16 protein-coding genes and 1 pseudogene are annotated in these 19277 nt (G+C 58.6%); 14 read left to right on the top strand and 3 right to left on the bottom strand.

Features of this window, described 5'->3' with window-relative positions:
- The first annotated feature begins 189 nt into the window (after window positions 1-189).
- Window positions 190-594, top strand: coding sequence for a hypothetical protein (locus tag AB4Y40_RS40320; RefSeq protein ID WP_368692603.1), 405 nt, complete (start codon window positions 190-192; stop codon window positions 592-594).
- A 197-nt stretch (window positions 595-791) separates the two neighbouring features.
- Entirely contained in the window at window positions 792-2096 is a 1305-nt protein-coding gene (locus tag AB4Y40_RS40315; protein ID WP_368692626.1) for an amino acid permease, read from the top strand.
- Window positions 2097-2195: 99 nt separating this feature from the next.
- On the opposite strand, the gene AB4Y40_RS40310 is transcribed toward AB4Y40_RS40315, so the two are convergent.
- Window positions 2196-2390 carry a hypothetical protein gene (locus AB4Y40_RS40310; RefSeq protein ID WP_368692602.1) on the bottom strand — a complete coding sequence of 65 codons (195 nt, stop codon included), beginning with the start codon at window positions 2388-2390 and terminating at the stop codon, window positions 2196-2198.
- A 407-nt stretch (window positions 2391-2797) separates the two neighbouring features.
- Between AB4Y40_RS40310 and AB4Y40_RS40305 the strand changes: the two genes are divergently transcribed.
- The 4 genes from AB4Y40_RS40305 (at window position 2798) to AB4Y40_RS40290 (ending at window position 4705) form a co-directional block, all read left to right on the top strand.
- Entirely contained in the window at window positions 2798-3103 is a 306-nt protein-coding gene (locus AB4Y40_RS40305; protein ID WP_368692601.1) for a hypothetical protein, read from the top strand.
- Window position 3104: 1 nt separating this feature from the next.
- Window positions 3105-3428 (top strand): hypothetical protein, encoded by a 324-nt coding sequence (locus tag AB4Y40_RS40300; RefSeq protein WP_368692600.1) that lies wholly within the window; start codon window positions 3105-3107, stop codon window positions 3426-3428.
- Between the two features lie 504 nt (window positions 3429-3932).
- Complete coding sequence (locus AB4Y40_RS40295; protein ID WP_368692599.1) at window positions 3933-4133, top strand: hypothetical protein; 201 nt, start codon at window positions 3933-3935, stop codon at window positions 4131-4133.
- 2 nt (window positions 4134-4135) lie between these two features.
- Window positions 4136-4705, top strand: coding sequence for a hypothetical protein (locus AB4Y40_RS40290; RefSeq protein WP_368692598.1), 570 nt, complete (start codon window positions 4136-4138; stop codon window positions 4703-4705).
- Window positions 4706-4810: 105 nt separating this feature from the next.
- Here AB4Y40_RS40290 and AB4Y40_RS40285 read toward each other — a convergent pair whose 3' ends face one another.
- Complete coding sequence (locus AB4Y40_RS40285; RefSeq protein WP_368692597.1) at window positions 4811-6634, bottom strand: phage integrase family protein; 1824 nt, start codon at window positions 6632-6634, stop codon at window positions 4811-4813.
- Between the two features lie 2496 nt (window positions 6635-9130).
- Here AB4Y40_RS40285 and AB4Y40_RS40280 point away from each other — a divergent pair.
- From AB4Y40_RS40280 to AB4Y40_RS40250, 7 genes and pseudogenes are all read left to right on the top strand, one after another.
- Window positions 9131-9952 carry a hypothetical protein gene (locus AB4Y40_RS40280; protein ID WP_368692596.1) on the top strand — a complete coding sequence of 274 codons (822 nt, stop codon included), beginning with the start codon at window positions 9131-9133 and terminating at the stop codon, window positions 9950-9952.
- A gap of 72 nt (window positions 9953-10024) precedes the next feature.
- Window positions 10025-12775, top strand: coding sequence for a Mu transposase C-terminal domain-containing protein (locus AB4Y40_RS40275; RefSeq protein WP_368692595.1), 2751 nt, complete (start codon window positions 10025-10027; stop codon window positions 12773-12775).
- Window positions 12776-12797: 22 nt separating this feature from the next.
- Window positions 12798-13433, top strand: coding sequence for a Mu transposase C-terminal domain-containing protein (locus AB4Y40_RS40270; RefSeq protein WP_368692594.1), 636 nt, complete (start codon window positions 12798-12800; stop codon window positions 13431-13433).
- 238 nt (window positions 13434-13671) lie between these two features.
- Window positions 13672-14370 (top strand): hypothetical protein, encoded by a 699-nt coding sequence (locus AB4Y40_RS40265; protein ID WP_368692593.1) that lies wholly within the window; start codon window positions 13672-13674, stop codon window positions 14368-14370.
- A 72-nt stretch (window positions 14371-14442) separates the two neighbouring features.
- Window positions 14443-15555 (top strand): hypothetical protein, encoded by a 1113-nt coding sequence (locus AB4Y40_RS40260; protein WP_368692592.1) that lies wholly within the window; start codon window positions 14443-14445, stop codon window positions 15553-15555.
- Window positions 15482-15988 (top strand): annotated as a pseudogene (locus tag AB4Y40_RS40255) (TniQ family protein); the annotation flags it as partial. The gene AB4Y40_RS40260 and the pseudogene AB4Y40_RS40255, both read left to right, overlap by 74 nt.
- Before the next feature lie 174 nt (window positions 15989-16162).
- The gene (locus AB4Y40_RS40250) at window positions 16163-16864 is read left to right on the top strand and encodes a hypothetical protein (RefSeq protein WP_368692629.1); all 702 of its coding nucleotides are present in this window, start codon (window positions 16163-16165) and stop codon (window positions 16862-16864) included.
- Between the two features lie 38 nt (window positions 16865-16902).
- Here AB4Y40_RS40250 and AB4Y40_RS40245 read toward each other — a convergent pair whose 3' ends face one another.
- A complete protein-coding gene (locus AB4Y40_RS40245) occupies window positions 16903-17667 on the bottom strand; it encodes a metallophosphoesterase (RefSeq protein WP_368692591.1) in 765 nt (254 codons plus the stop codon).
- Window positions 17668-17764: 97 nt separating this feature from the next.
- Between AB4Y40_RS40245 and AB4Y40_RS40240 the strand changes: the two genes are divergently transcribed.
- Window positions 17765-19045, top strand: coding sequence for a TniQ family protein (locus tag AB4Y40_RS40240; protein WP_368692590.1), 1281 nt, complete (start codon window positions 17765-17767; stop codon window positions 19043-19045).
- The last annotated feature ends 232 nt before the right edge of the window (window positions 19046-19277 follow it).

Genomic DNA, 19277 nt, shown 5'->3' with positions numbered 1-19277 from the left:
TTCAATCGCCATCGACTGGCACTCGCTGATATTCGGCGGTTCGCCGTGCACGTATACCGATTCGACACGACGCGTGAGACGCAATTGAAGGGCTTGCGATTTCCCTTCGCTTTGGCGTGGCGAGCCGAAAGAGGGCGCCACGTGCTCACGAGCCGACTCGGCGGAAAGCCATTGGGCTTGAATGTGCCAATGCGCGTTGGTACCGAGGAAATGTTCGACGTGTGCGCGATACCCGACGAGACCGGCGCGGCCAGCGGCTGGCTGCAACTGGAAATCGACGCGTGCACGACGGCAACGGAGCCGGACTGGAAAGGCCTGACGCAAGCCTTCTCGCGCGATGGTGGCGGCTTTGGACTTGCATTGGCGCAAGCCATGTTCCGGCTGCCGTGGTACGCGTGGCGAATCGAAGACGTGGCGCGGACACTGGGTGTGACGCGGCGCTCGCTTCAGATGGCGCTCTTTCGCGAATCGTATAGCTTCGACGCCGCATTGCGGCGCTGCCGGCGGCTCAATCAACTGCTGCGCGAAGGCGATGCGCGGTGTCGCTTCGCGCCAATTGCCCGAAGCGCGGCGCAAGAACCGCCGTTCCGATGAAACGCCTGCGGGCAAGGATGACAGGAAGAGACATGCACGAGACCCCACAAGGAATCAATCGAGGTGACACGGCCATCGCTCTGGCAGAGATGGATTTCGCTCCGCATGCGGAGCACCACAAGCGGCGCGACGAGACGCGCTCATCGAACGTTCCCGCCGGTTCGCTCGGCTCCAGCCTGAAGCAACGCCATGTGGTCATGCTTTCGATCGGCGGAAGTATCGGGGCAGGGCTTTTCGTCGGATCCGGCCACGCCATTGCCGAAGCGGGACCGGGCGCGATCATCGCCTATCTGCTTGCCAGTCTGCTCGTCGTGCTCGTGATGCGCATGCTGGGCGAGATGGCCTGCGCGATGCCGGATTCGGGTTCGTTCTCGACCTATGCAGGCCGGGCGATCGGCCCGTGGGCAGGGTTCATGATTGGCTGGATGTACTGGTGGTATTGGGTGCTCGTGCTGCCGCTCGAAGCCACAGCGGCGGCCAATATTCTGAATAGCTGGTTCCCGCAGATCGAGGTGTGGAAGTTCTGTGTGGCGGTGACGCTTACGCTGACCATCACAAACCTTGCGAGCGTCAAGCATTACGGCGAGCTTGAGTTCTGGTTCTCGGTCGTGAAGGTCGCGGCGATCATCCTGTTCATCGTTGGCGGTGTGGCGGCCATTGTGGGTGTCATTCCGGGCGTTCACGTGAATGTCAGCGGCAACGTGTTCGGGCAGGGCGGATTTCTCCCGCGTGGTTACGCGCCTATCGCGGGGGCCATGCTCACCACCATGTTCACGTTTCTCGGCACGGAAGTCGTGACGATTGCGGCCGCCGAATCGGCGAACCCGGAAAAGGAAATCTCGCGCGCCATCAGTTCTGTGGTCTGGCGCATCTCGTTGTTTTATATCGGATCGATTTTCGTGATCATCGCGGTGGTGCCGTGGAATGCGCCGGAACTGACGCGTATCGGCTCCTATCAAGCCGTGCTTCAGGCGATCCACGTTCCTTATGCGAAGCCCCTGATCGATCTGCTGATTCTCGTTGCCGTCTGCAGTTGCCTGAATTCTGGGCTCTATACCGCGTCGCGCATGATTTATTCGCTCGGAGAGAAAAAGCAGGCGCCCGCAATGGTCAAACGCACGACGCGTTCCGGCGTTCCCGTGATTGCCGTCCTCGCTTCGACATCCGCGGCATTCGCCGGCTGTGCGGCCAATTATCTGGCGCCCAAATATGTGTTCGAAACGCTGCTGTCCACCACAGGAACCATGGCGTTGCTCGTCTATCTGGTGATCGCCGTGAGCCAGTTGCGCATGCGCCGCGCCTTGATCGAATCGAACAGGCTGCGGGTGCGCATGTGGCTGCATCCGTTCCTCGGGCTTTTCGTCGTGGGGCTGATCATTCTCGCGTTCGTGGTGATGGTGTGCGGACAGGCGCATCGTAGCGAAGTCGTGTCGACTCTGGGACTGAGCGCGATGCTTGCGATTACCGGGATGCTAGTTGAGCGGCGCCGGCGGAAGCGCTAGATAGTCTCGTTGATCCGGAAAGCGAAGGTAAAGCGGATAAAGGCCTGTCGCATCGACGGGCCTTTATCTTCTGTTCATCATTTTACATAAATATAATGATCAATGTTTTTCTTGTCTTTCGCCTAATTTATAAGTAATGCCAATTTTCTTGTTCGCTAGGAACGAAATATCGACACCGACGACACGTTCATCCCGTTCAGCGGAGAGCGCCAAGGCTTCCAGCATCTGGCTCAGAATCGGCTCCGTCTGGAAACGTTCGAATGCGGGAAAGCGAGGTGCTACGACGTGAACCATCGTGCCGTGAAAGCAACGCCAATCATGACAGCGGGCGAACTGGCACGTCGAGCCGTCCGACGTGAACGTCGCATAGATTGGCGAACGGATGTACTTTTCTCACGTGGCGGTAGAGACTTGCCCAAAAACGATTGCAGACGTCTGGACAAGTAAGTGGATGGCGTTGGAGTGCGAGGATCGTTGGCCGCCACGAGTGGCTGTATGGCACGCATGTCGGGAGTCTTGCCACGGTAATCGGTGTATGCTGTTTCGGCGCTTCGCAATTCGTATGAGGAAGTCCAGATGCACGGATTTGTACGACAGCGCACTTACGGCATCATCAGCGAATGCAATGTTCACGATGAGAAGGGCGCGAAGTGGAGCGCGACGACGTCAGCGGATCTTTGAGATTCGTGCAGGAGATACACATGGAGAGCATAGACTCGGATGACGAGAAGGGTGATGATCTGCTCATTGCTCAACTTGAACAGCGAATCCTGGCAGCAGTGAATGATTCCGCTTACGTGTGGCGAACCGTGGAGGGTCTCGCAAGAGATACGGGGCTTTCGGGCGACGAGGTTGACGAAATCATTAATCGATCAGATAAGTTCATCAAGGCGAGACGAAGTAATCAGCATGGACAGTCGCTATATTCAACAAGAGAAAAATATGAAGCTGATGCTGGAATTCGTGAGCGGCTTCTAAGCGTCATCACAAACAGGCTTGGAGGATGATATGGACGCGCCGCAGCCGCATATAACTTTTCAATTGTTAATAGTGCTGGCTGCGCTTGGCGGGTTTGTCCTTAACATGATGAACTTATGGGAGGACAGCAAGAAACCGAGAAAGGAGCGCATCCCAAAAGATTTCCTTTATTTCCTGTTCTTTGTCTTTTGGCCCTTCGCGGGCGCGCTGTTGGCATGGGTATATGCACTTGATGGATCAGTCCTGCGTCCGCTTCTAGCATTTTCGATTGGCCTATCGGCGCCGACGACGATCCAAGCGCTCCTAAGAACGGCGAGCAGCAACTCAGGACCTCCGCCGAAGTCGGAGGAGTGAGTATTGTGTAGTGGTCGCCAAGACCGATAGTGTGTCGTTCCTCGTCGGGGTAGTGTCGTCCGACGCGGGGATTCCCGCCTTGATACGCAGCGCGTGAATATGATTCAAGATTGAGCTTAGTGTCAGCTCTCCACGAAAATAATCCCTTTTATTCCGCGAACCGGCTGCATTGTGTCTGCCTTCCTGGTGAGTCCCACGCGGCGAGTTGGCGGCAAGATCTCTGTGATGCGTGGGTCGAGATTGGGCTCACATGTTTTTAAACGGAGGGTAGATTTCAAGCGCGCAGTTCAACGGATAGCCGCTACGCATTATTATGCCGAATGAGTAAAATTCGTCCGCTGATTTCTGGTTATTTATTCTTGCGTAGTCTAGAGTGATCGAGGAATAGCAGTTTTCCGCGGTGGTATCGCCGCGTTTTGTGCTCCTGGCCTGTGAGTCCTGTCAATTGGCCTGCGGCGCTGCCCGACTTCATTTGCGAGTGACGAGCGAGGCGGAGAAGTCCCCATGCTTAGCGCAATCGAGTGCGCCTGCATCATGAATCATTTGCGGGTGAGGCTGCACTGCGAGGAGTTTGCGTACAAATACTTCAAAGGCAAGGAAAGTGAAATATATGTCGCAACGGTGCAAAAATCTCGGCCGGCGATCGCAAACCTTATTCAAGGCGTGAGTCGAGACTTAATCGCCAATTTTGGACGGGTGGAATAATCATGACAGAAAGTGATTTCCTTAACACCGTGCTGCAGGCCGCGGGCGTCCATCCGCAGAATCTTTCTGGAGAGCCCAGCGAATTTGCGAAAAGCTGGACGTCGCAAGGCCCTTGGGAATCGGCCGCACAGGTGCAGATCGCTTACCATCTACATAGGTTGGGAATTTCCGCAAAAGTTAGAGAAATTCCGTATCCGCACCCGTACAGTAGCGAGATGGTCGACTTCTATTTTAAGGATGGAGGGGAGACCTATGCCGTTGAGATCAAAGTGGAAAGCACAAACGGGAACTTCGGCGGAATGAGCTTGCAGGAAGCGATCACACGCGACGTGAACAAGTTGCATGGATTCAAGGCGGACAATCGATGGGTGGTGGTCGTCGCAGCAAGCGCAAAGAACATCGCATTGCTCGAAAAAACACTTAACAGAGGTGATTCGTGGATAACAGACCAGGAGGGAGTCTTCGCCGCGTATCTATGCAACATCGACACTTTTCCCCACGGTCTGCCGATAAAGCGATATGTGCAATTGAACCCACCTTATAACTTCATCACCACACATCACAACACTTGAGGCATCCGTGGCGCAACTGGAATGCAATCGATGGAACAATGGTTCGCCGTCTCGACTATTTCGAAAGAATGACACGCTTTCTGGAATATGCGAGACCCGGCGTGGTCAGCGGGGCGGCTGGAACACGGGTTGGCAATGCCGTCTGGGCGGCGTTGCACGGCGGAACGCCGCACCGACCTGGCGCGCGCGTTTTACCTCATCGCCGTGCAGGTAAGTCGAGGTTGTGGCAATGGAGGCATGGCGCAGGTTGTCGCGCACCGCGACAAGTTCAACTCCGGCGTCGAGTGCATGCGTGGCGTGCGTGTGCCGCAGCCAATGCGGGCTGGCGAGCCGCAACTTCGTGGCGAGCACCGGGTTTCGTGCTTCCTGGCCCACTGCCGCTTCCCGGAAAAACTCACCGATAATCTGCCGCAGCCGCGCCGCGCTGATGCCTGCCTCGGCCAGCGCATTGCGCGCACCTCGCGCTCGCTTTCCGTGATTCCCGTCGAGTATGCCCACCAGCGGCGTGGCGGGATCCCACCGGGCGCGCATGACCGGCAGGCCCCGCGCCTTCAGATATGCCCGTAGCGCGTCACGCGCGAGCGGCGGCAGCGCGACGCGCCCCGGCTTCGTGCCCTTGCCGGTCACGTTGAGCCACCACGTGCCGTGCGCTTCCACACCGATGTCGCCAAGCGCCGCGGCCACGAACTCGTGCGCGCGCAGGCCCGTGGCATACCCAAAATCCAGCACGAAGCGCAGGCGCTGCGCGGCGAGCGGTTGCCAGCAGGGGCGGCCAGCATGGCTGCGCTCGAGCCGGTCCGCGAACGCGCGCACGGTCTTCCACTCGCGGTCATCCAGGGCGTGCGCGAGGTCGAACGGGGCGCGCGGGCGGGCGCCGCGGACCGTCACGCCGGCAAAAGGATTGAGGACGACATAGTGCTGGTCGACGAGCCACGCAAAGAGCGCGCGCAGGACCGTGAATGCATGGGCCGCGGAGCGCGCGCTCAGTCCTCGCGCGAACGGGCGCCACGCGGGCGAGGCCCGTGGGCAGGGTGGCCCGGTCCAGCGCGAGGCGGGGACGGGGCGCCGGAGGAAGGCGCGATAGGCGGTCGCATCCTCGGTGGTCAGCGACGAGAGTGGCTGACGGCGCTCGACGACGGCCCACAGCAGCAGCCGTTCGGCCTCGCGCCGGTAGGCACGTACCGTGTGCGGCGACTCATGCAGCGCGAGCCATGCGGCGACCGCCTCCGCATCGGTCGTGGCGGCGAGGCCGCACGCCTCGCGCGGCGCACGAAAACGCCCCTGCGAGCCGTCCAGTGCCACGGTCAGCGAGACCAGGGACCACGGCGGGACCGGCTGGGCCGCCACCGTTGTGCAGGCAACTACGTCGGCGGCGCGCCGGGTGAGGTCCGGGTAGGCCGCAAGGAATGCCGCGACCGCCTGTGCACCGGTGGCGCCCAGTCCGGGCACCCCCTGCCACCAGCGGCGCCGGCGCGGCATGACAAGCAGCAGGTCGGCGAGTGAGCCGATGCCGGCGGCAGCGAGCGCGCGGGCCGTGCGCGGGGCGAGCCACCGGTCGACGGCGTCCGCGGGCTGCGGGGCCGGGACGCGGGTGACACGCATCGCATCGAGTGCCACGACGACCTGCGCGGCACACGCCGTACGGGCCGCAGCGGGGCCCGTGAAGAGCGGGATGAGGTCGTCGCGCTGGCGGCCCCGGGCGCAGGCGGTGAGCTGCCGGCGGATACGGGCGATCACGCCGCGGGAAGACTGGCCGTCGCCGCGGAGGTGGGCGAGGTAACGCGTGACAGCCTCGCGTGCAGTCAGCCCCTCATGCCAGGCACGCAGCGCGGCGAGCGACGCGAGATCGGGAAGCTCAGGCAGGGCAGCGGGCGTGGCGGGGGACGGGCCGTTCCCCTGTCCGGCGGCCGGGACAGGAGTGGTGTTCATGCAGACAGTTTAGTTCGCGCGGAAGGTGTTTGCGATAAGCCCAGTTATCGCAAACGCTGCAACCGGCCATGCACCCTCCGGCACGATACCGGCCCCGGGCCGGTGCCGGCAGGGCACTCCATGACCGGCAGGGCGCCGCCGGGACAGTGCATCCGGCGCGCCGAAGGGTGCGCCGGATGCCATCCCCCGGGCTGCGGGCCGCCGCCAGACGAGGGAGCCGGACGCCGCCGGGCCCGAATCCGTCAGCAGCCGTTGCCGGTCCCGTCAGGCGAACTGAAAACAAGGTGTCGTGACAGCACGGGGCTCCCCATGGATGACGGTTAGCCGGTGAAGACGGTCCGTGAGGTGCCGGAAAAAGAAGAAAGAGAAAGGGGGCGCGGTCCGCCGTGCGCCTTCCGGCGATGGAGGCGGCGGCCGCACCGTTCGCCGTTCCGCGCGGTTCCGGAAAAGCGCGTCCGGGCGCCGTAACCATCCTGGTTCACGGGCTGGAGCTGGCCAGCCGATCCGGAAACCGTCACTGGCCCTGTCTTTGAAGCCTGGAAGCCGGGCGACCGCTGCGTCCCGACGCGTGCCTGGAGCAGCTGGCGGGTGCCCTGACCGCGCAGCTGGCTTGCGCTTGGCGGTGCCATCCCGGCGGAGATTCGCCGTCTGTTTTAAATGGTTAACTTTAAAAACTCTGGATTATTGCAGGGAAATGGAATTTTATTTCCGGCGATCGAAGGCACGTCCCGTTCCCGATTTTCGTTATCTATTACGTACAATTTGGCCTGTCGGCGTGGTTTATTCTTCATTCATTTAATTAGACATGCAGATTAAATTTCTCATGCAAGGGAACCTGAAACACTCAACCTGCATTCCGCGAACTTCGCCATTCCTTGCGGTCGATCACTCACGACGCTGCAGGCCGGTCCCCACGCTGTTTCCAGTTCCCCGGTTGAGGTTCACCGGGGCTCTCCATGGCTTCCTGTGGGGTTCTCGCCAGTTTCTTACTGCTTCGCATGTGTCCTGACAGCAGAACAACGCACGCAGACCACGCCTTTACGCACCGAGTCATCCTTGGACTGCGACTGACGGCAGCGGTGAAGTCCGAAGTTCTGACCTGTGTTGAAGATTCAACAACTATTTATGAGGGGTAAATTCGAACTATTTGTTGAATCTTCAACAAAAACTCTCTCTAAGATGTTTGTTATCGGACGGTCACGCCCGGGATCGCTCAGGATGGCTGGCTGTCCAGAACCGGCCTTGAAATTCCTGCACGCGTGAATAGACTGCGTTCGACCGATGGCAGACACATCTGACTGGAGCTAGCCATGGACAGGCGAAAGAACGGTCGCGGTGTTGCGAATCCGGTGCGGGCGCGTCTGTGTGCGTCGACGCGGCCACGACCACCGTTTGCCTCGCCGTGGCTGCACGGCGGCCGGCGGAGCAAAAAACAGGTGATAAACCCCGGACAATCTGGCCGCGATGAAAGCTTGCCGCTCCCAAAGCAGCGACGCGGGAGGCGCCCGGGTCAATCGGGTAGTGTGGGGCCCGTTGCTGGCGGTGTGGGTCAGGGCTGGACACTGGACTGGGTGGTTGACCCGCTCACGTTGCGTTTGATGACCACAGTCGCCTGGTGGCATCGCGGCTGCCCGGGTATCGAACCGGGCTTCCCACCTACCGGTGCCAGAGTCGCGCGCGCGCCGGAATGGCCTCGCCAGCACGGACCCAGGCCAAAACTGCGACTGGTTGAGAGACCACCCGAATTTTGCGGCAGGGTGCCGGAACGGTCCCGCCACCACGGAGCGAGGCCTCAATTGAGACTGGTTAAGAGGCTGCCCGGATCCGCCTGGGGGGAGCCGGATGCGTTGGTGCACGAGCGTCGCGCCCCGCGGCGGCTCATCCCGCGCGGGAGGCCGGTTGAACGCTCACGTGCCTTAAGTCTCGACGACCGGCTGCGCGAAGGGCGTTTGAGCCAGCCTGTGCCCGTTAGCCTCAACAACGCACGCAGACGGTTCGATCTGCGGCGCGCCGACTGCAGCCCGGTGCGTCCGCACAGTGCCCTCGCGCACCTCGACTGCTTCCGGCAACCGAATCAACCGGGAACCGCCAAGTCAGCTTACATACGGATGTTCCAGATGGACATAGTTGAGGAAGTCTGGAGGGCATTGATGCTGCGACGAGCGCAACGGGGGCATCCGAAAGTCCCAATTGGAGCGGGTCTGCTCGCCTTGCTCTGCGTGGTGAGCCGGGATAGGCAGCGGCATCTGCCGAACCCGTTTGCCCTGTTCGTCGCATCCAGCTTCCACGGAAAACCGTAAGAAGTTGGCAACGCGTCTTCCGTAGCGAGAGGGGTGACGGAACGTTAATTCGTAATACTAAATTGTATCACCTATTGTCGGCCCGATCCACCGTCGCGACCGCAGGAGCGCCCTCGTATGGATAATTCATTGGATTCAGGTGCACGCATGCCCGCGAAGCCTTCAAGTCCGCCGCAGGGCGGTGATGAGGTGCATCGTGAGCCGAATTAACTCCGACCTCCTCGACGCTCTGCTTCGACGCGCGCTCATAACGAAGCAGGGGATCGAACTCGTACACGCGATCCGCGAGGAGCAACCTCTGGAGCCAAGACCTCGGGTTCAGATTGGGGGCATGCGGGGAGAGCACATCAGTGCCCTGATGGGTTTTGCCGTCCGGCTTAACCACTTTACGCTGCAGTCAGCGTTGTTGCATGAGCTGGACGATCCGCTCTCCAGATGTCGCGGATACTATAGCTGGCCGATCGATATTGGGGGCGTTCGTTACCCCGTTAGCTTTGGGACCCGCACGCAGGTTGACGTAGTCAGGCCATTTGTACTCGTGATAAGGGAGGGGTGGTGCGGATTCATCGATGTCTTCCCGACGTCGATGCTGGAACGCAGCGCGATGGGGGGAAGCGCGCTTTACGAGAAAGTCGATGAGGGACACTGGACATGTCCTGCAGTCGCGGAGCGTTTGTCACCAATGGGCCTGCGGTACCAGATACTGACAGAGAAGCACTTTGGTCGCTGGTATCTGCAAAACATCGCGTTGCTCAGCCCCTACCATCAGCCTCGCTACACGGTTCGTGATTCCGCAGTGTGCGAGGTTGTGGTGGGGATGGTCAAGGCCAGGGGATTCATGTTTCGTCGCGATCTGCTTGACCAGCGACTGATCAGTGCGGATGACCTCAACCATCTGATCGTCACGCGTCGCGTGTTCTTCCCGCTGGCGTTGCAGGATGTGACGGATATGCGTTCATCCGCAGTTTTCAGGGACGCCATCGCATACGAAGCCTTCAAGGCGGCCAAGAATGGATGATTCATTGGATTCGGGTGGCACGCGTGCCCGCGAAGCCTTCAAGTCCGCCGCAAGGCGGTGATGAGGTGCAACGTGAGCCGAATTAACTTCGACCTCCTCGACGCGCTGCTTCGACGCGCGCTCGTAACGAAGAAGGGGATCGAGCTCGTACACGCGATCTGCGAGGGGGAGCCTCTGGAGCCAAGACCTCGGGTTCAGATTGGGGGCATGCGGGGAGAGCACATCAGTGCCCTGATGGGTTTTGCCGTCCGGCTTAACCACTTTACGCTGCAGTCAGCGTTGTTGCATGAGCTGGACGATCCGCTCTCCAGATGTCGCGGATACTATAGCTGGCCGATCGATATTGGGGGTGTTCGTTACCCCGTTAGCTTTGGGACCCGCACGCAGGTTGACGTAGTCAGGCCATTCGTCCTCGCGATAAGGGAGGGGTGGTGCGGATTCATCGATGTCTTCCCGACGTCGATGCTGGAACGCAGCGCGATGGGGGGGAGCGCGCTTTACGAGAAAGTCGATGAAGGGCATTGGACATGTCCTGCCGTCGCGGAGCGTTTGTCACCAACGGGCCTGCGGTACCAGATACTGACAGAGAAGCACTTTGGTCGCTGGTATCTGCAAAACATCGCGTTGCTCAGCCCCTATCATCAGCCTGGCTACACGGTTCATGATCCCGCAGCGTGCGAGGTTGTGGTGGGGATGGTCAAGGCCAGGGGATTCATGTTTCGTCGCGATCTGCTTGACCAGCAACTGATCAATGCTGATGACCTCAACCATCTGATCGTCACGCGTCGCGTGTTCTTCCCGCTGGCGTTGCAGGATGTGACGGATATGCGTTCATCCGCAGTCTTCAGGGACGCCGTCGCATATGAATCCTTCAAGGCGGCTAGGGCAGCGAACGAAGGTTACCTGTCACTCGAGACCAGCGGCAGCACGCCGTCGACGGACACTACATCGAACTCCGAGCCAGACTTCATCGAGCTCGTGTCGCCCGAAGCATACGACTATGCCCTGCATAAGCTCGCAACGCTCTCCGAGCGAATCTCTTACTGGTGGCCCGGGAGTGGTCCCGAGCGCGAGGGCAAGCTCATACCGCCCGCGACGAAAGCACTCTGGCAGTCACAGGCGGAGCTGGGGGAGCTGCTATACGGCAGTGCGGTATTTGGGCTCCTCCCCCGATGGCACGAGCGTGGTTTCAGGGCGAAGCGGTTTCCGGAGAGCGAGCGGCTCTGGGACCTTGTGTTCCTGAAACACCGCCTTCTGAAACACTGGAGTCTTCGTGCCACGCACGGCATGTTCACTGCCCTGGCAAAGCGTTTGCATCTGCCGGCTTTTTCGGAGAGGACCGCAAAGGCGCGCGACAAGGATTGGCGCAAGCGGAGCATCTTCGTCCAGTTGCGGGATGGGAGTGCCGCTCGCTACGCCATCGCTGGATTCGCTCCGCCTGGTACGTTAAATCCCCTCTATCAGACCACGACTCCGTTCATCCTCGCGCATGTCGACCACACGCCGCTGGCAATCAGGATCGAGAATTCGGCCAATCGTCGGCGCATCAAGGTTCAGGTGTGGCTCACGGTGATGATCGACGCTGCGACTGGGTTCAAGATCGCCTGGACGATTACATTTGGGAGGCCGGGCGCTGCCGCGGTCATGACGGTCTTGTTCGAGTGTATCGACAGGCACGGATGCCTGCCGCTATTCATCGTCGTCGACAATGCGCCGGAGTTCGATTCGCTCGTTATGCACCGCGTCCTGCGGATAGCAGCGTCGCATCTCCTGTGGCGTCCTCCCTATCAACCTCGCTATGGGGCCCCGGTCGAGGCCGCCAACAACAAGATCACCGTTCAGTCATTGCAGATGCTGGCGGGCAACACCGTGGCGGTGAAGAATCTGCATGACTATTCGCGGACCTTTATTGCGCGCAATCCGGAACTTATGACCCTCACGCAATTGAGCGCGTTCTTCAAGGGGGTGTTCGACGAGGTGGAACTGGAGGCGGGATCTGCGCGGACCGGGGATGAGCCCGTCAAGGACTACATCGCGCGCCGGAAGGGGGAAGTCGGTGGGGAATATCGAAAACATGTTGATCTCACCGTCTCATTGCGCCGCCTTTGCATGCCACCTGCCTCGCACGAGGGGCTGCGGACGGTTCGCGACGAAGGATATGTTGCAGTGGATAACCTGGCGTACTTCTCAGAAGACCTGAAGCGATTCCGGGGACAAACTGTGCGTGTTTTTCCTGATCTGATCCATCCCGGTCGCGTCTACGTCTATGTGAGCAAGGAGACTGGGTGGATAGACGCGAAATGCATCTACGCGGAGTTCTTTGCGCTCTATTCCAGGCGTGAACTGCTCAATGTCCTCGCTGAACTCAAGCTTGGGAGGCTGAGGGGCGTCCGCGACCCGGCTTTCATCTCCAGTGCGCTCGCGGAAAAGATCCTCGAGCTTGAGCGCGACCCTGCGCGCAAGGATCTCCTTGCCCAGCAGCTTGACAGGTTGCACAACAGGGCGCCGTCTCTTCTCAAGACAGAGCCCGATGCACACAACTACTTTAACGCGCCACCGGACACTGGGGCGTGTGCCATGCCCACCGAAGCCTGCGGTGCAACTGCCAGCCAGTGCGCAGAAATGCCAGGTAACGCACAAGCGGTCCCGGGCGCTGGAACCGCTGCCGCCGGGGGGGCTACCCCGCAAGTGGACGGGAACGCCCCAAACGCAGGCTCCAAAACCCTCGACGCGGCAGATAGATCTCGCAGTGATACACAGGATGCGTCAAAAAATGATGAGGAATTCGAAGTCACAGTTCGACCTTCTCGACTGTCTTTCTAGTTTTAACCGAAGGAGGTGTTTCATGGAAAAGCCTGACTACGTAGTGATGGTCCAACAGTCAAATCTGGCGTCTCACGATGAGGCCAAGGCTGTGTTCGACGGGGGGGAGCGGGAAGTGTGGGCCGCGCGGAGGTTGCCCTATCGCATGGCACGCTCCTCATATGGGCGACTGCGGCGGGTTCGCGACGAAGGATATGTCGTAGTGGATAACCTGGCGTACTTCTCGGAATATCTGAAGCGATTCCGGGGACAAACCGTCCGCGTTTTTGCTGATCTGATCCATCCCGGCCTTGTCTACATCTGTGCGCGCAAGACGCTTGGGTGGATAGTCGCGAGATGCGTCTACGCGGATTTCTTCGCGCGCTATCCCAGGCGTGAACTGCTCAATGTCCTCGCTGAACTCAAGCTTGGGAGGCTGCGGGGCGTCCGCAACCCGGTCCTCATCGCCAACGTGCTCGCTGAGAAGATGCTCGAGCTTGAAGGTGACCCTGCGCGCAGGGATCACGTTGCCCGGCTGTTCGACAGGGTGCACAGGTTACAGCACAGGGCGCCGCCCCTTCTCAAAGCTAGCCGGATTCACACGACTACGTCAATGTGCCGCCCAGCAGTGGCGCGGGTGCTACGCCCATCGAAACCTCCGGCGCGACTGGCAGAGTGAGTGCAGGAATGCCAGCCAACCCACAACCGGTGCCAGGCACGGAAGGCGATGCGGCTGGGCGGGCCACATCGCAACTGGACCGGTAGGCGTCGGATGCGGATGCCGACCCCGTTGACGCTGCCACCAGTAGTGCTCTAAAAATCGAGAGAAAGTGTCAAAGAATGTTGAGGATTCCAAATTCATAGTTCGAGATTCTCGACCGTCTTTCTGGCTTGGGTCCGCAAACTGGAGGTGTCTCATGGAAAAGCCTGACTACGCAGCGATATCGCAGCACTTAAGTCTTGCGCCTCAGGAGGTAGTCAAAGCAAACGAAAGGATCAGGAAGTGGGCCTGTCTGCATCCCACTTTTGCGAAGCTCCTGCGGACCATTCTCGATGGCATTAGCGGACGCTCCCGGGATTCGCTAATTGTTGTCAATGCGTCTGCCCGAGCCGGAAAGACAACCTTGTCCGAGACAATTGCGCGAATAGTCGATGAGTTGGCGCAGCGGCAAGGGAAGAGTCGCGGCTGCCTCAGATTCTCGGTGCCCTCTCCCGACAAACTGGGCCGCTTCGACTGGAGAGCGGCTATTACACTAGCAAATGCGTCAAGTGGACAAGTCTTTCCCGCCGAACGGGGGGCTGCGCTATGGCAGTCTTTTGTCGATAACCTCAAGTCGGAACGGCTCGTTACGATCGTCGACGAAGGCGACATGATTCCTGCTACGCAAGCGGGTATTCAGGTGAAGCGGGCAATAGACCGGCTCAAGTATATCGCCGCCCAGACGCAGCAGCCAATCCTGATTTTTGGCGCTCGTTCTGTCAGGCATATTGCCGAGAACGACACCCAGCTGAAAGTGAGAACCAGAGTGATAATGTTAGATGCCTATGGTGATCTGGAAGAGACGAGGGATGGTTTCATTACCATCCTCAACACTCTCGGATGCACCAAGAAATAATAAGGATGCCAGAGTCATAGTTAAATTTTCTCGACTGTTTTTCAAGCTCCAAGCACAACCAGGAGACGTATCATGGCAAAACCTGACTACGCAGCGATGGTAAAGCAATTGAACCTCACGCCTCAGGAGGTCGTCGATGCAATCGACGACCTTAACGAGTGGGTATGTTTGCACGACAAATTTGTAACGCTGCAGCAAACGATCATGAATGCTGTTGCCGGACGTTCTCGGGATCTGCTGATTTTTGACATTGGGCCAGCCCGCGTCGGAAAAACGACGCTGTTCGAGTCAATAGCGGGGATGACCGATGAGTTGGCACGAAAGGCCGGAAAGAAGAGGGGGTGTTTCAGATTCTCGGTACCCCCACCCGACAATCAAGGCCGGTTCAACTGGACAATCGCAATCACGGAAGCTTATGTGAAAAGCGATGAAATCCTTCCATTCAGCAAGATCGCATACGGCGATATTGCCGAGGGCGCGCCCCGGCACCGTCCGGTGACCGCTTCGGTCTCCAAAACGGACAGGGAGAAGGCACTGTGGCAGAGTTTTGTCAAAAACATTCAGCTAGAGAAACTCTTCCTTATCGTCGATGAGGGCAACACGATCCCCGTCACGCTAACTCCACTTCAGGTCGCTCGGGCAATAACCGCTTTCAAGTACATCGTTGGCCAAACCGGACAACCACTCCTGATTGGAGGAACGTCTGACATCAGGCAGATTATCGAGCATGACACTCAGATGAAAGTCCGTACGATGGTGTTGCGGCAAGATGCCTACGGTGACAATGCCAAGGACAAAAAAAACTTCCATGAGTTCATGGTGCAAATGGAAGTGCGGCTTGGTCCGAAATTCTGCGAACCTGGCAGTCTGTCATCGCGTTCAGATGACATTCGTGCAGGCCTGGACGGTCGGTGTGGTCTGGCGGTTCGAGCCGCGACCGATGCGCTAAGCCAGTTCAGCGATAAAGGTCCATTGAAATGGCCACTTTATCAGACACATGTCATCCGACTCGAGCAATACGCAGGACGCGACCTTGCGCTTGAGCGGGAAAAGACAAACGCACCGATTATTGCGAACGCGGAAGCTCCCACTACCAAAAAGGTTGCGAGAAATGAAAAGGCCCAGCGAAATGGCCGCGTCGGAGCAACGAAAAATACCAATGCGCCCAACCATCCCTTCGAGTAAGGTTGGCCTCATTGAGGCGATTGGCATCGGCACCGGCCTTGTCGAGGCGTGTTCGAGTCTCTGGAAGCGGGCAGCAGAGCGTGCGTCCGTTGGTTTTGCGGATTTTGTGAGGTGGGCATTTGACGAGTGGCGTGCCCCCGTCGAGTACTCACGCAGAGTCACGGGCGAGCTCGTTCTCCTGCGACGGATGAAGGGGATCGATGGACTAGGCGCCGTTGCAGACCTATACCTCGGCCCGCTGAGAAGCCTTGTGGCATCGGATCGCCTGGAGGCGTGCACGCTTCTTCCGTTCGTCGGTCTCTTGTCCCGAATCGGCCTCCTGCGTAGCCACCGAGCCTGGTGTCCCTTATGTCTCGCGTTGATGCTATCGGGGCCGGGTGTCTTTGAGCCCTTGTTGTGGCGCCTGCAAGCCGTTACGGCGTGTCCGGTACACGGAGTTGAGCTCGTTACTGTTTGCCATGCATGCGGGGTGCCGGAACAGCAGGTGATTGGGCACGCTTCCAGGGTAGGCTGTTGTAACCGGTGTGGCGCGTGGATGGGAACCGAAGACGCCGCTCGTGGCCTTCGGCATGCCGACGAGTCCGAGATGAGGGTGTCACGCGCTATCATGAGTTTGCTGGCACAGGGTGCTCGGTTTGAGAATCAAGGCCATGATGGGCGCTTTACATATAAAAATTTGTTTGCAACAAGGGGAGTGCGTGAACTATTTTTATCGAAGCTTGAATTTTCTTACGCAACAATTTCGGACTACGAATATATGCCGCAAACACCCAGACTGGCAATCCTGGCAATGGTGGCTTCTGCTTCGCGGCAGCCACTGCATAGAGTGATTCTGGGGCAGCTTGGATCGTGGCGTGGCCCGGATACGTCAAGTATGGAGGATCCGAAAGAACCGAGGAAAAGGGACTGGCAAGCGCTCGAACGTGAGTTTGAAAATCTTGCGAATAGTCACACGTTCATCAACCTGGGAAGTTCTATCAAACAGGTTAATATATCCAGTGCAACGGCACGAAAACATTTTCCAGATATAGTCAATCGAATCACTCAGCGAGGTAAATTATTAAGATCGGAAAGAACGGTGGCGAATAAACAGGTGAGGCTGGAGAGAATTCGCGATGCATTCAGGATGCTAATTGCAGATGGAGTTTATCCGTCATACAGGAAAATTTCCAATCTCTCTGGCGTTGACCGTAGATATTTCGATAGGGACTGCAAAGCACTTATTGAGGAGTGGCTTCGCGTTGAAGGAGAGATCAATTTTAAGAGGAGAGGACGCGCGAGTCCACCTATCAATCAAATGCGGTCGTAACAGAACTCGTTCTTCTCGCGTGGGCGTGCTTCACCCACTTAAATCTGCACCACAAGTCCACGATCAAAATTCCGATTTGTGATCCATCCAACGCCGCCACGTCGTCCATATCCTGCGGGATTGGCAACAACCCTGCAGCCGCCCCACATGTAGTCGCTGGATTCATGGATGTGACCATGAATCCAGAGATCCGCCCATCGCAACAAACGGCCAAGGTCGCTCGCGAAAGCTGCTGCGCTGGCCCGGCCGCCCTGATAGCCAAGCGACATCGGATGGGGGGCATAGTGCGTAACCACAACCGTTTTCCCCCGGAAGGGTTCACGCAGCTTGCTCTCCAGCCATGCCACTGAGTCACGATGAGTCGCTCTGGTGTCGGCTGGGGTGAGCGTTCTCTTTCCTCCATCGAAAATGATCTTGTAGTCGGGCGCGAAATCCTGGGCGTAGTTCATGGCAGGTCCCGCCATCCCGTGCAGCACAAAGTCGCTCCAGAGGCAGCATCCAAGGAAGCGGACGTCGTCAATTACGCGTTCCTGTCCTTCGAGGAAGTGGATGTTCGTTCGCGCGTACTGTTCTCGCGCATGCCGGAGTGCTACAGCGTAATCCCGGTGATACAACTCATGGTTTCCGTGCACATATACGACGGGGACAGGCCAGTCAGCGAATAGTCCAGCAACCCTTTCCAGGCGGTGTATGTCTCCCGCCAGCACAAGTACGTCTGATCTCACCCTATCCAACAGTGCGTCGGGAGTGGCCATGGGTTCCAGGCGCTCCAGATGCAGGTCGGATGCAATTTGCAACAGCACGCGGTTCCTCCGGGAGTCTCGGTTGTCCAGACTTGCTTGCGTTTGGTGTAGGCATTATATATCGTATAACGACATATAGTGTCTTATTGGGGGCGCCATGGACATCGAGATGGCAACCGAGGTTGGAGGACGCGGGGAACAACTCAGTAGTCTGGCGCTGAGGTGTGCGGAGCGCCTGTCCGTTCCATTTGGTGATTTCTACCGCGAGCTCGTAGCGCCGCGCATTTACGAAGGAAGCGCGACGCCCGCCGTGCAGAGAATCCCTCGCCATGGAACGGTTGATGGCATGCTGCAATCTGCAGATATGTGGGCGAAGGCGATGAACTCCCTTCTGAACCGCTCAGATCTGCGGCGCGCGACGATGCTGTCGTGGCGCCAATCTCTCGCACCGAGAGCGTTGGTGCGAACACACCGTGCATGGTGCCCTGTCTGTCTTCACGAATTCGCGAGTCATGGAAGGATGGTCTACGAACCCCTTGTATGGCGGATCTCGGATGTGGTCGTTTGCCCGCATCACGGCGTGTGTCTTGAGGTTCAGTGTCCACATTGCGGACGCGGCCGCCAGCCGTCATTCGGGGCGTTCACCAGGGTTGGCTGCTGCCGCGGATGCGGCAAGTGGCTAGGGAGACTGATTCCGGGTGAGTCAACGTCTATCAGCGAGCTGGACCTGTTTCTCTCGTGCACGGTAGAAGAGGCGTTGTCGCTCTCCAACGTCAGAGACGACATCGACCTCATCGCCTCGGACGTGGCAGTGCGTGCGCTACGCGAAGTCTTTTTTTGTGGTTCCTCTGCACAGATGGGACGCTCATTAGGACTCCTGCAGCGGCAGGTAGGATATTTTGCCGATGGTACATACCCGGCACCGCTGCAACTGTTTGTTCGCGCAAGCTACGCGACGGGGGTCACCATGGAGCAGATCTTTGTCACCAACAAGTTTGGCGCGGAGGAGAGCGCGAGAAAAAAGCCTCATTTTGAGGTTCATCGAGCAGGTGCGCGGCGGCTACAGTTAGGTCCTGAACTCGCGACGCGGCTTGACGATGCGCTTGCGGATGGGGGAAGGCTGTCAGTTGGCGCGGTAGCGGAGGGGCTGAACATAACAGCAACGACGGTGTGGAGGCGCGAGCGAGAGTTGGCGTCACGTCTTGCACAGATGCATGCGGAATTTATGGCCAGGGAGGCGCAGGCTCAGAGAGAAAAATACCAGGCCAAGGTGATCGCGTTCATCATGGCATGTGCGACACGAGGTATCACACCAACCAGAACTCAGATCGACATGGAATGCGAAGGCGACGGAAGTCTCTCTCTCTTCCGGAAGCAATTAATCATCAAGGCCGCTATTGCCCAAGTTGCTATGCTGGCTCAAAGCATGGACACATAGAAGCTCGCCGTTTCGACAGCAGATGTCGATCGACGAAACGATGGCAGCCGAAACACCAACATGTGCCTGATTCGGTCGTTGAGGTGTCGCGAGATACAGTTGATTTGCAGTGGACTAGACTAAATCTGACAGTGGTTGGTTTCTCATGCTGGTGCGCATTGGCGCGGAGGGCGTAGCCCGTAGCGGCAATGCGCACCGCGAACAGCAAGGAGTCCGCCATGACTCAGGAGCA

This window comes from Paraburkholderia sp. EG287B, from assembly GCF_040965595.1.
Classification (GTDB): domain Bacteria; phylum Pseudomonadota; class Gammaproteobacteria; order Burkholderiales; family Burkholderiaceae; genus Paraburkholderia.
Note: the sequence above shows the minus strand (reverse complement) of the source record. Positions and strands in the feature narration are given on the sequence as shown.

Bases quoted from the DNA above. Each gene is read 5' to 3' on its own strand.
- AB4Y40_RS40270 (WP_368692594.1), top strand. From the start codon at position 12,798: ATGGAAAAGCCTGACTACGTAGTGATGGTCCAACAGTCAAATCTGGCG.
- AB4Y40_RS40250 (WP_368692629.1), top strand. From the start codon at position 16,163: ATGAGTTTGCTGGCACAGGGTGCTCGGTTTGAGAATCAAGGCCATGAT.
- AB4Y40_RS40310 (WP_368692602.1), bottom strand. From the start codon at position 2,390: ATGGTTCACGTCGTAGCACCTCGCTTTCCCGCATTCGAACGTTTCCAG.
- AB4Y40_RS40315 (WP_368692626.1), top strand. From the start codon at position 792: ATGCTTTCGATCGGCGGAAGTATCGGGGCAGGGCTTTTCGTCGGATCC.
- AB4Y40_RS40285 (WP_368692597.1), bottom strand. From the start codon at position 6,634: ATGAACACCACTCCTGTCCCGGCCGCCGGACAGGGGAACGGCCCGTCC.
- AB4Y40_RS40265 (WP_368692593.1), top strand. From the start codon at position 13,672: ATGGAAAAGCCTGACTACGCAGCGATATCGCAGCACTTAAGTCTTGCG.
- AB4Y40_RS40295 (WP_368692599.1), top strand. From the start codon at position 3,933: ATGCTTAGCGCAATCGAGTGCGCCTGCATCATGAATCATTTGCGGGTG.
- AB4Y40_RS40260 (WP_368692592.1), top strand. From the start codon at position 14,443: ATGGCAAAACCTGACTACGCAGCGATGGTAAAGCAATTGAACCTCACG.
- AB4Y40_RS40240 (WP_368692590.1), top strand. From the start codon at position 17,765: ATGGACATCGAGATGGCAACCGAGGTTGGAGGACGCGGGGAACAACTC.
- AB4Y40_RS40290 (WP_368692598.1), top strand. From the start codon at position 4,136: ATGACAGAAAGTGATTTCCTTAACACCGTGCTGCAGGCCGCGGGCGTC.
- AB4Y40_RS40300 (WP_368692600.1), top strand. From the start codon at position 3,105: ATGGACGCGCCGCAGCCGCATATAACTTTTCAATTGTTAATAGTGCTG.
- AB4Y40_RS40305 (WP_368692601.1), top strand. From the start codon at position 2,798: ATGGAGAGCATAGACTCGGATGACGAGAAGGGTGATGATCTGCTCATT.
- AB4Y40_RS40320 (WP_368692603.1), top strand. From the start codon at position 190: ATGCGCGTTGGTACCGAGGAAATGTTCGACGTGTGCGCGATACCCGAC.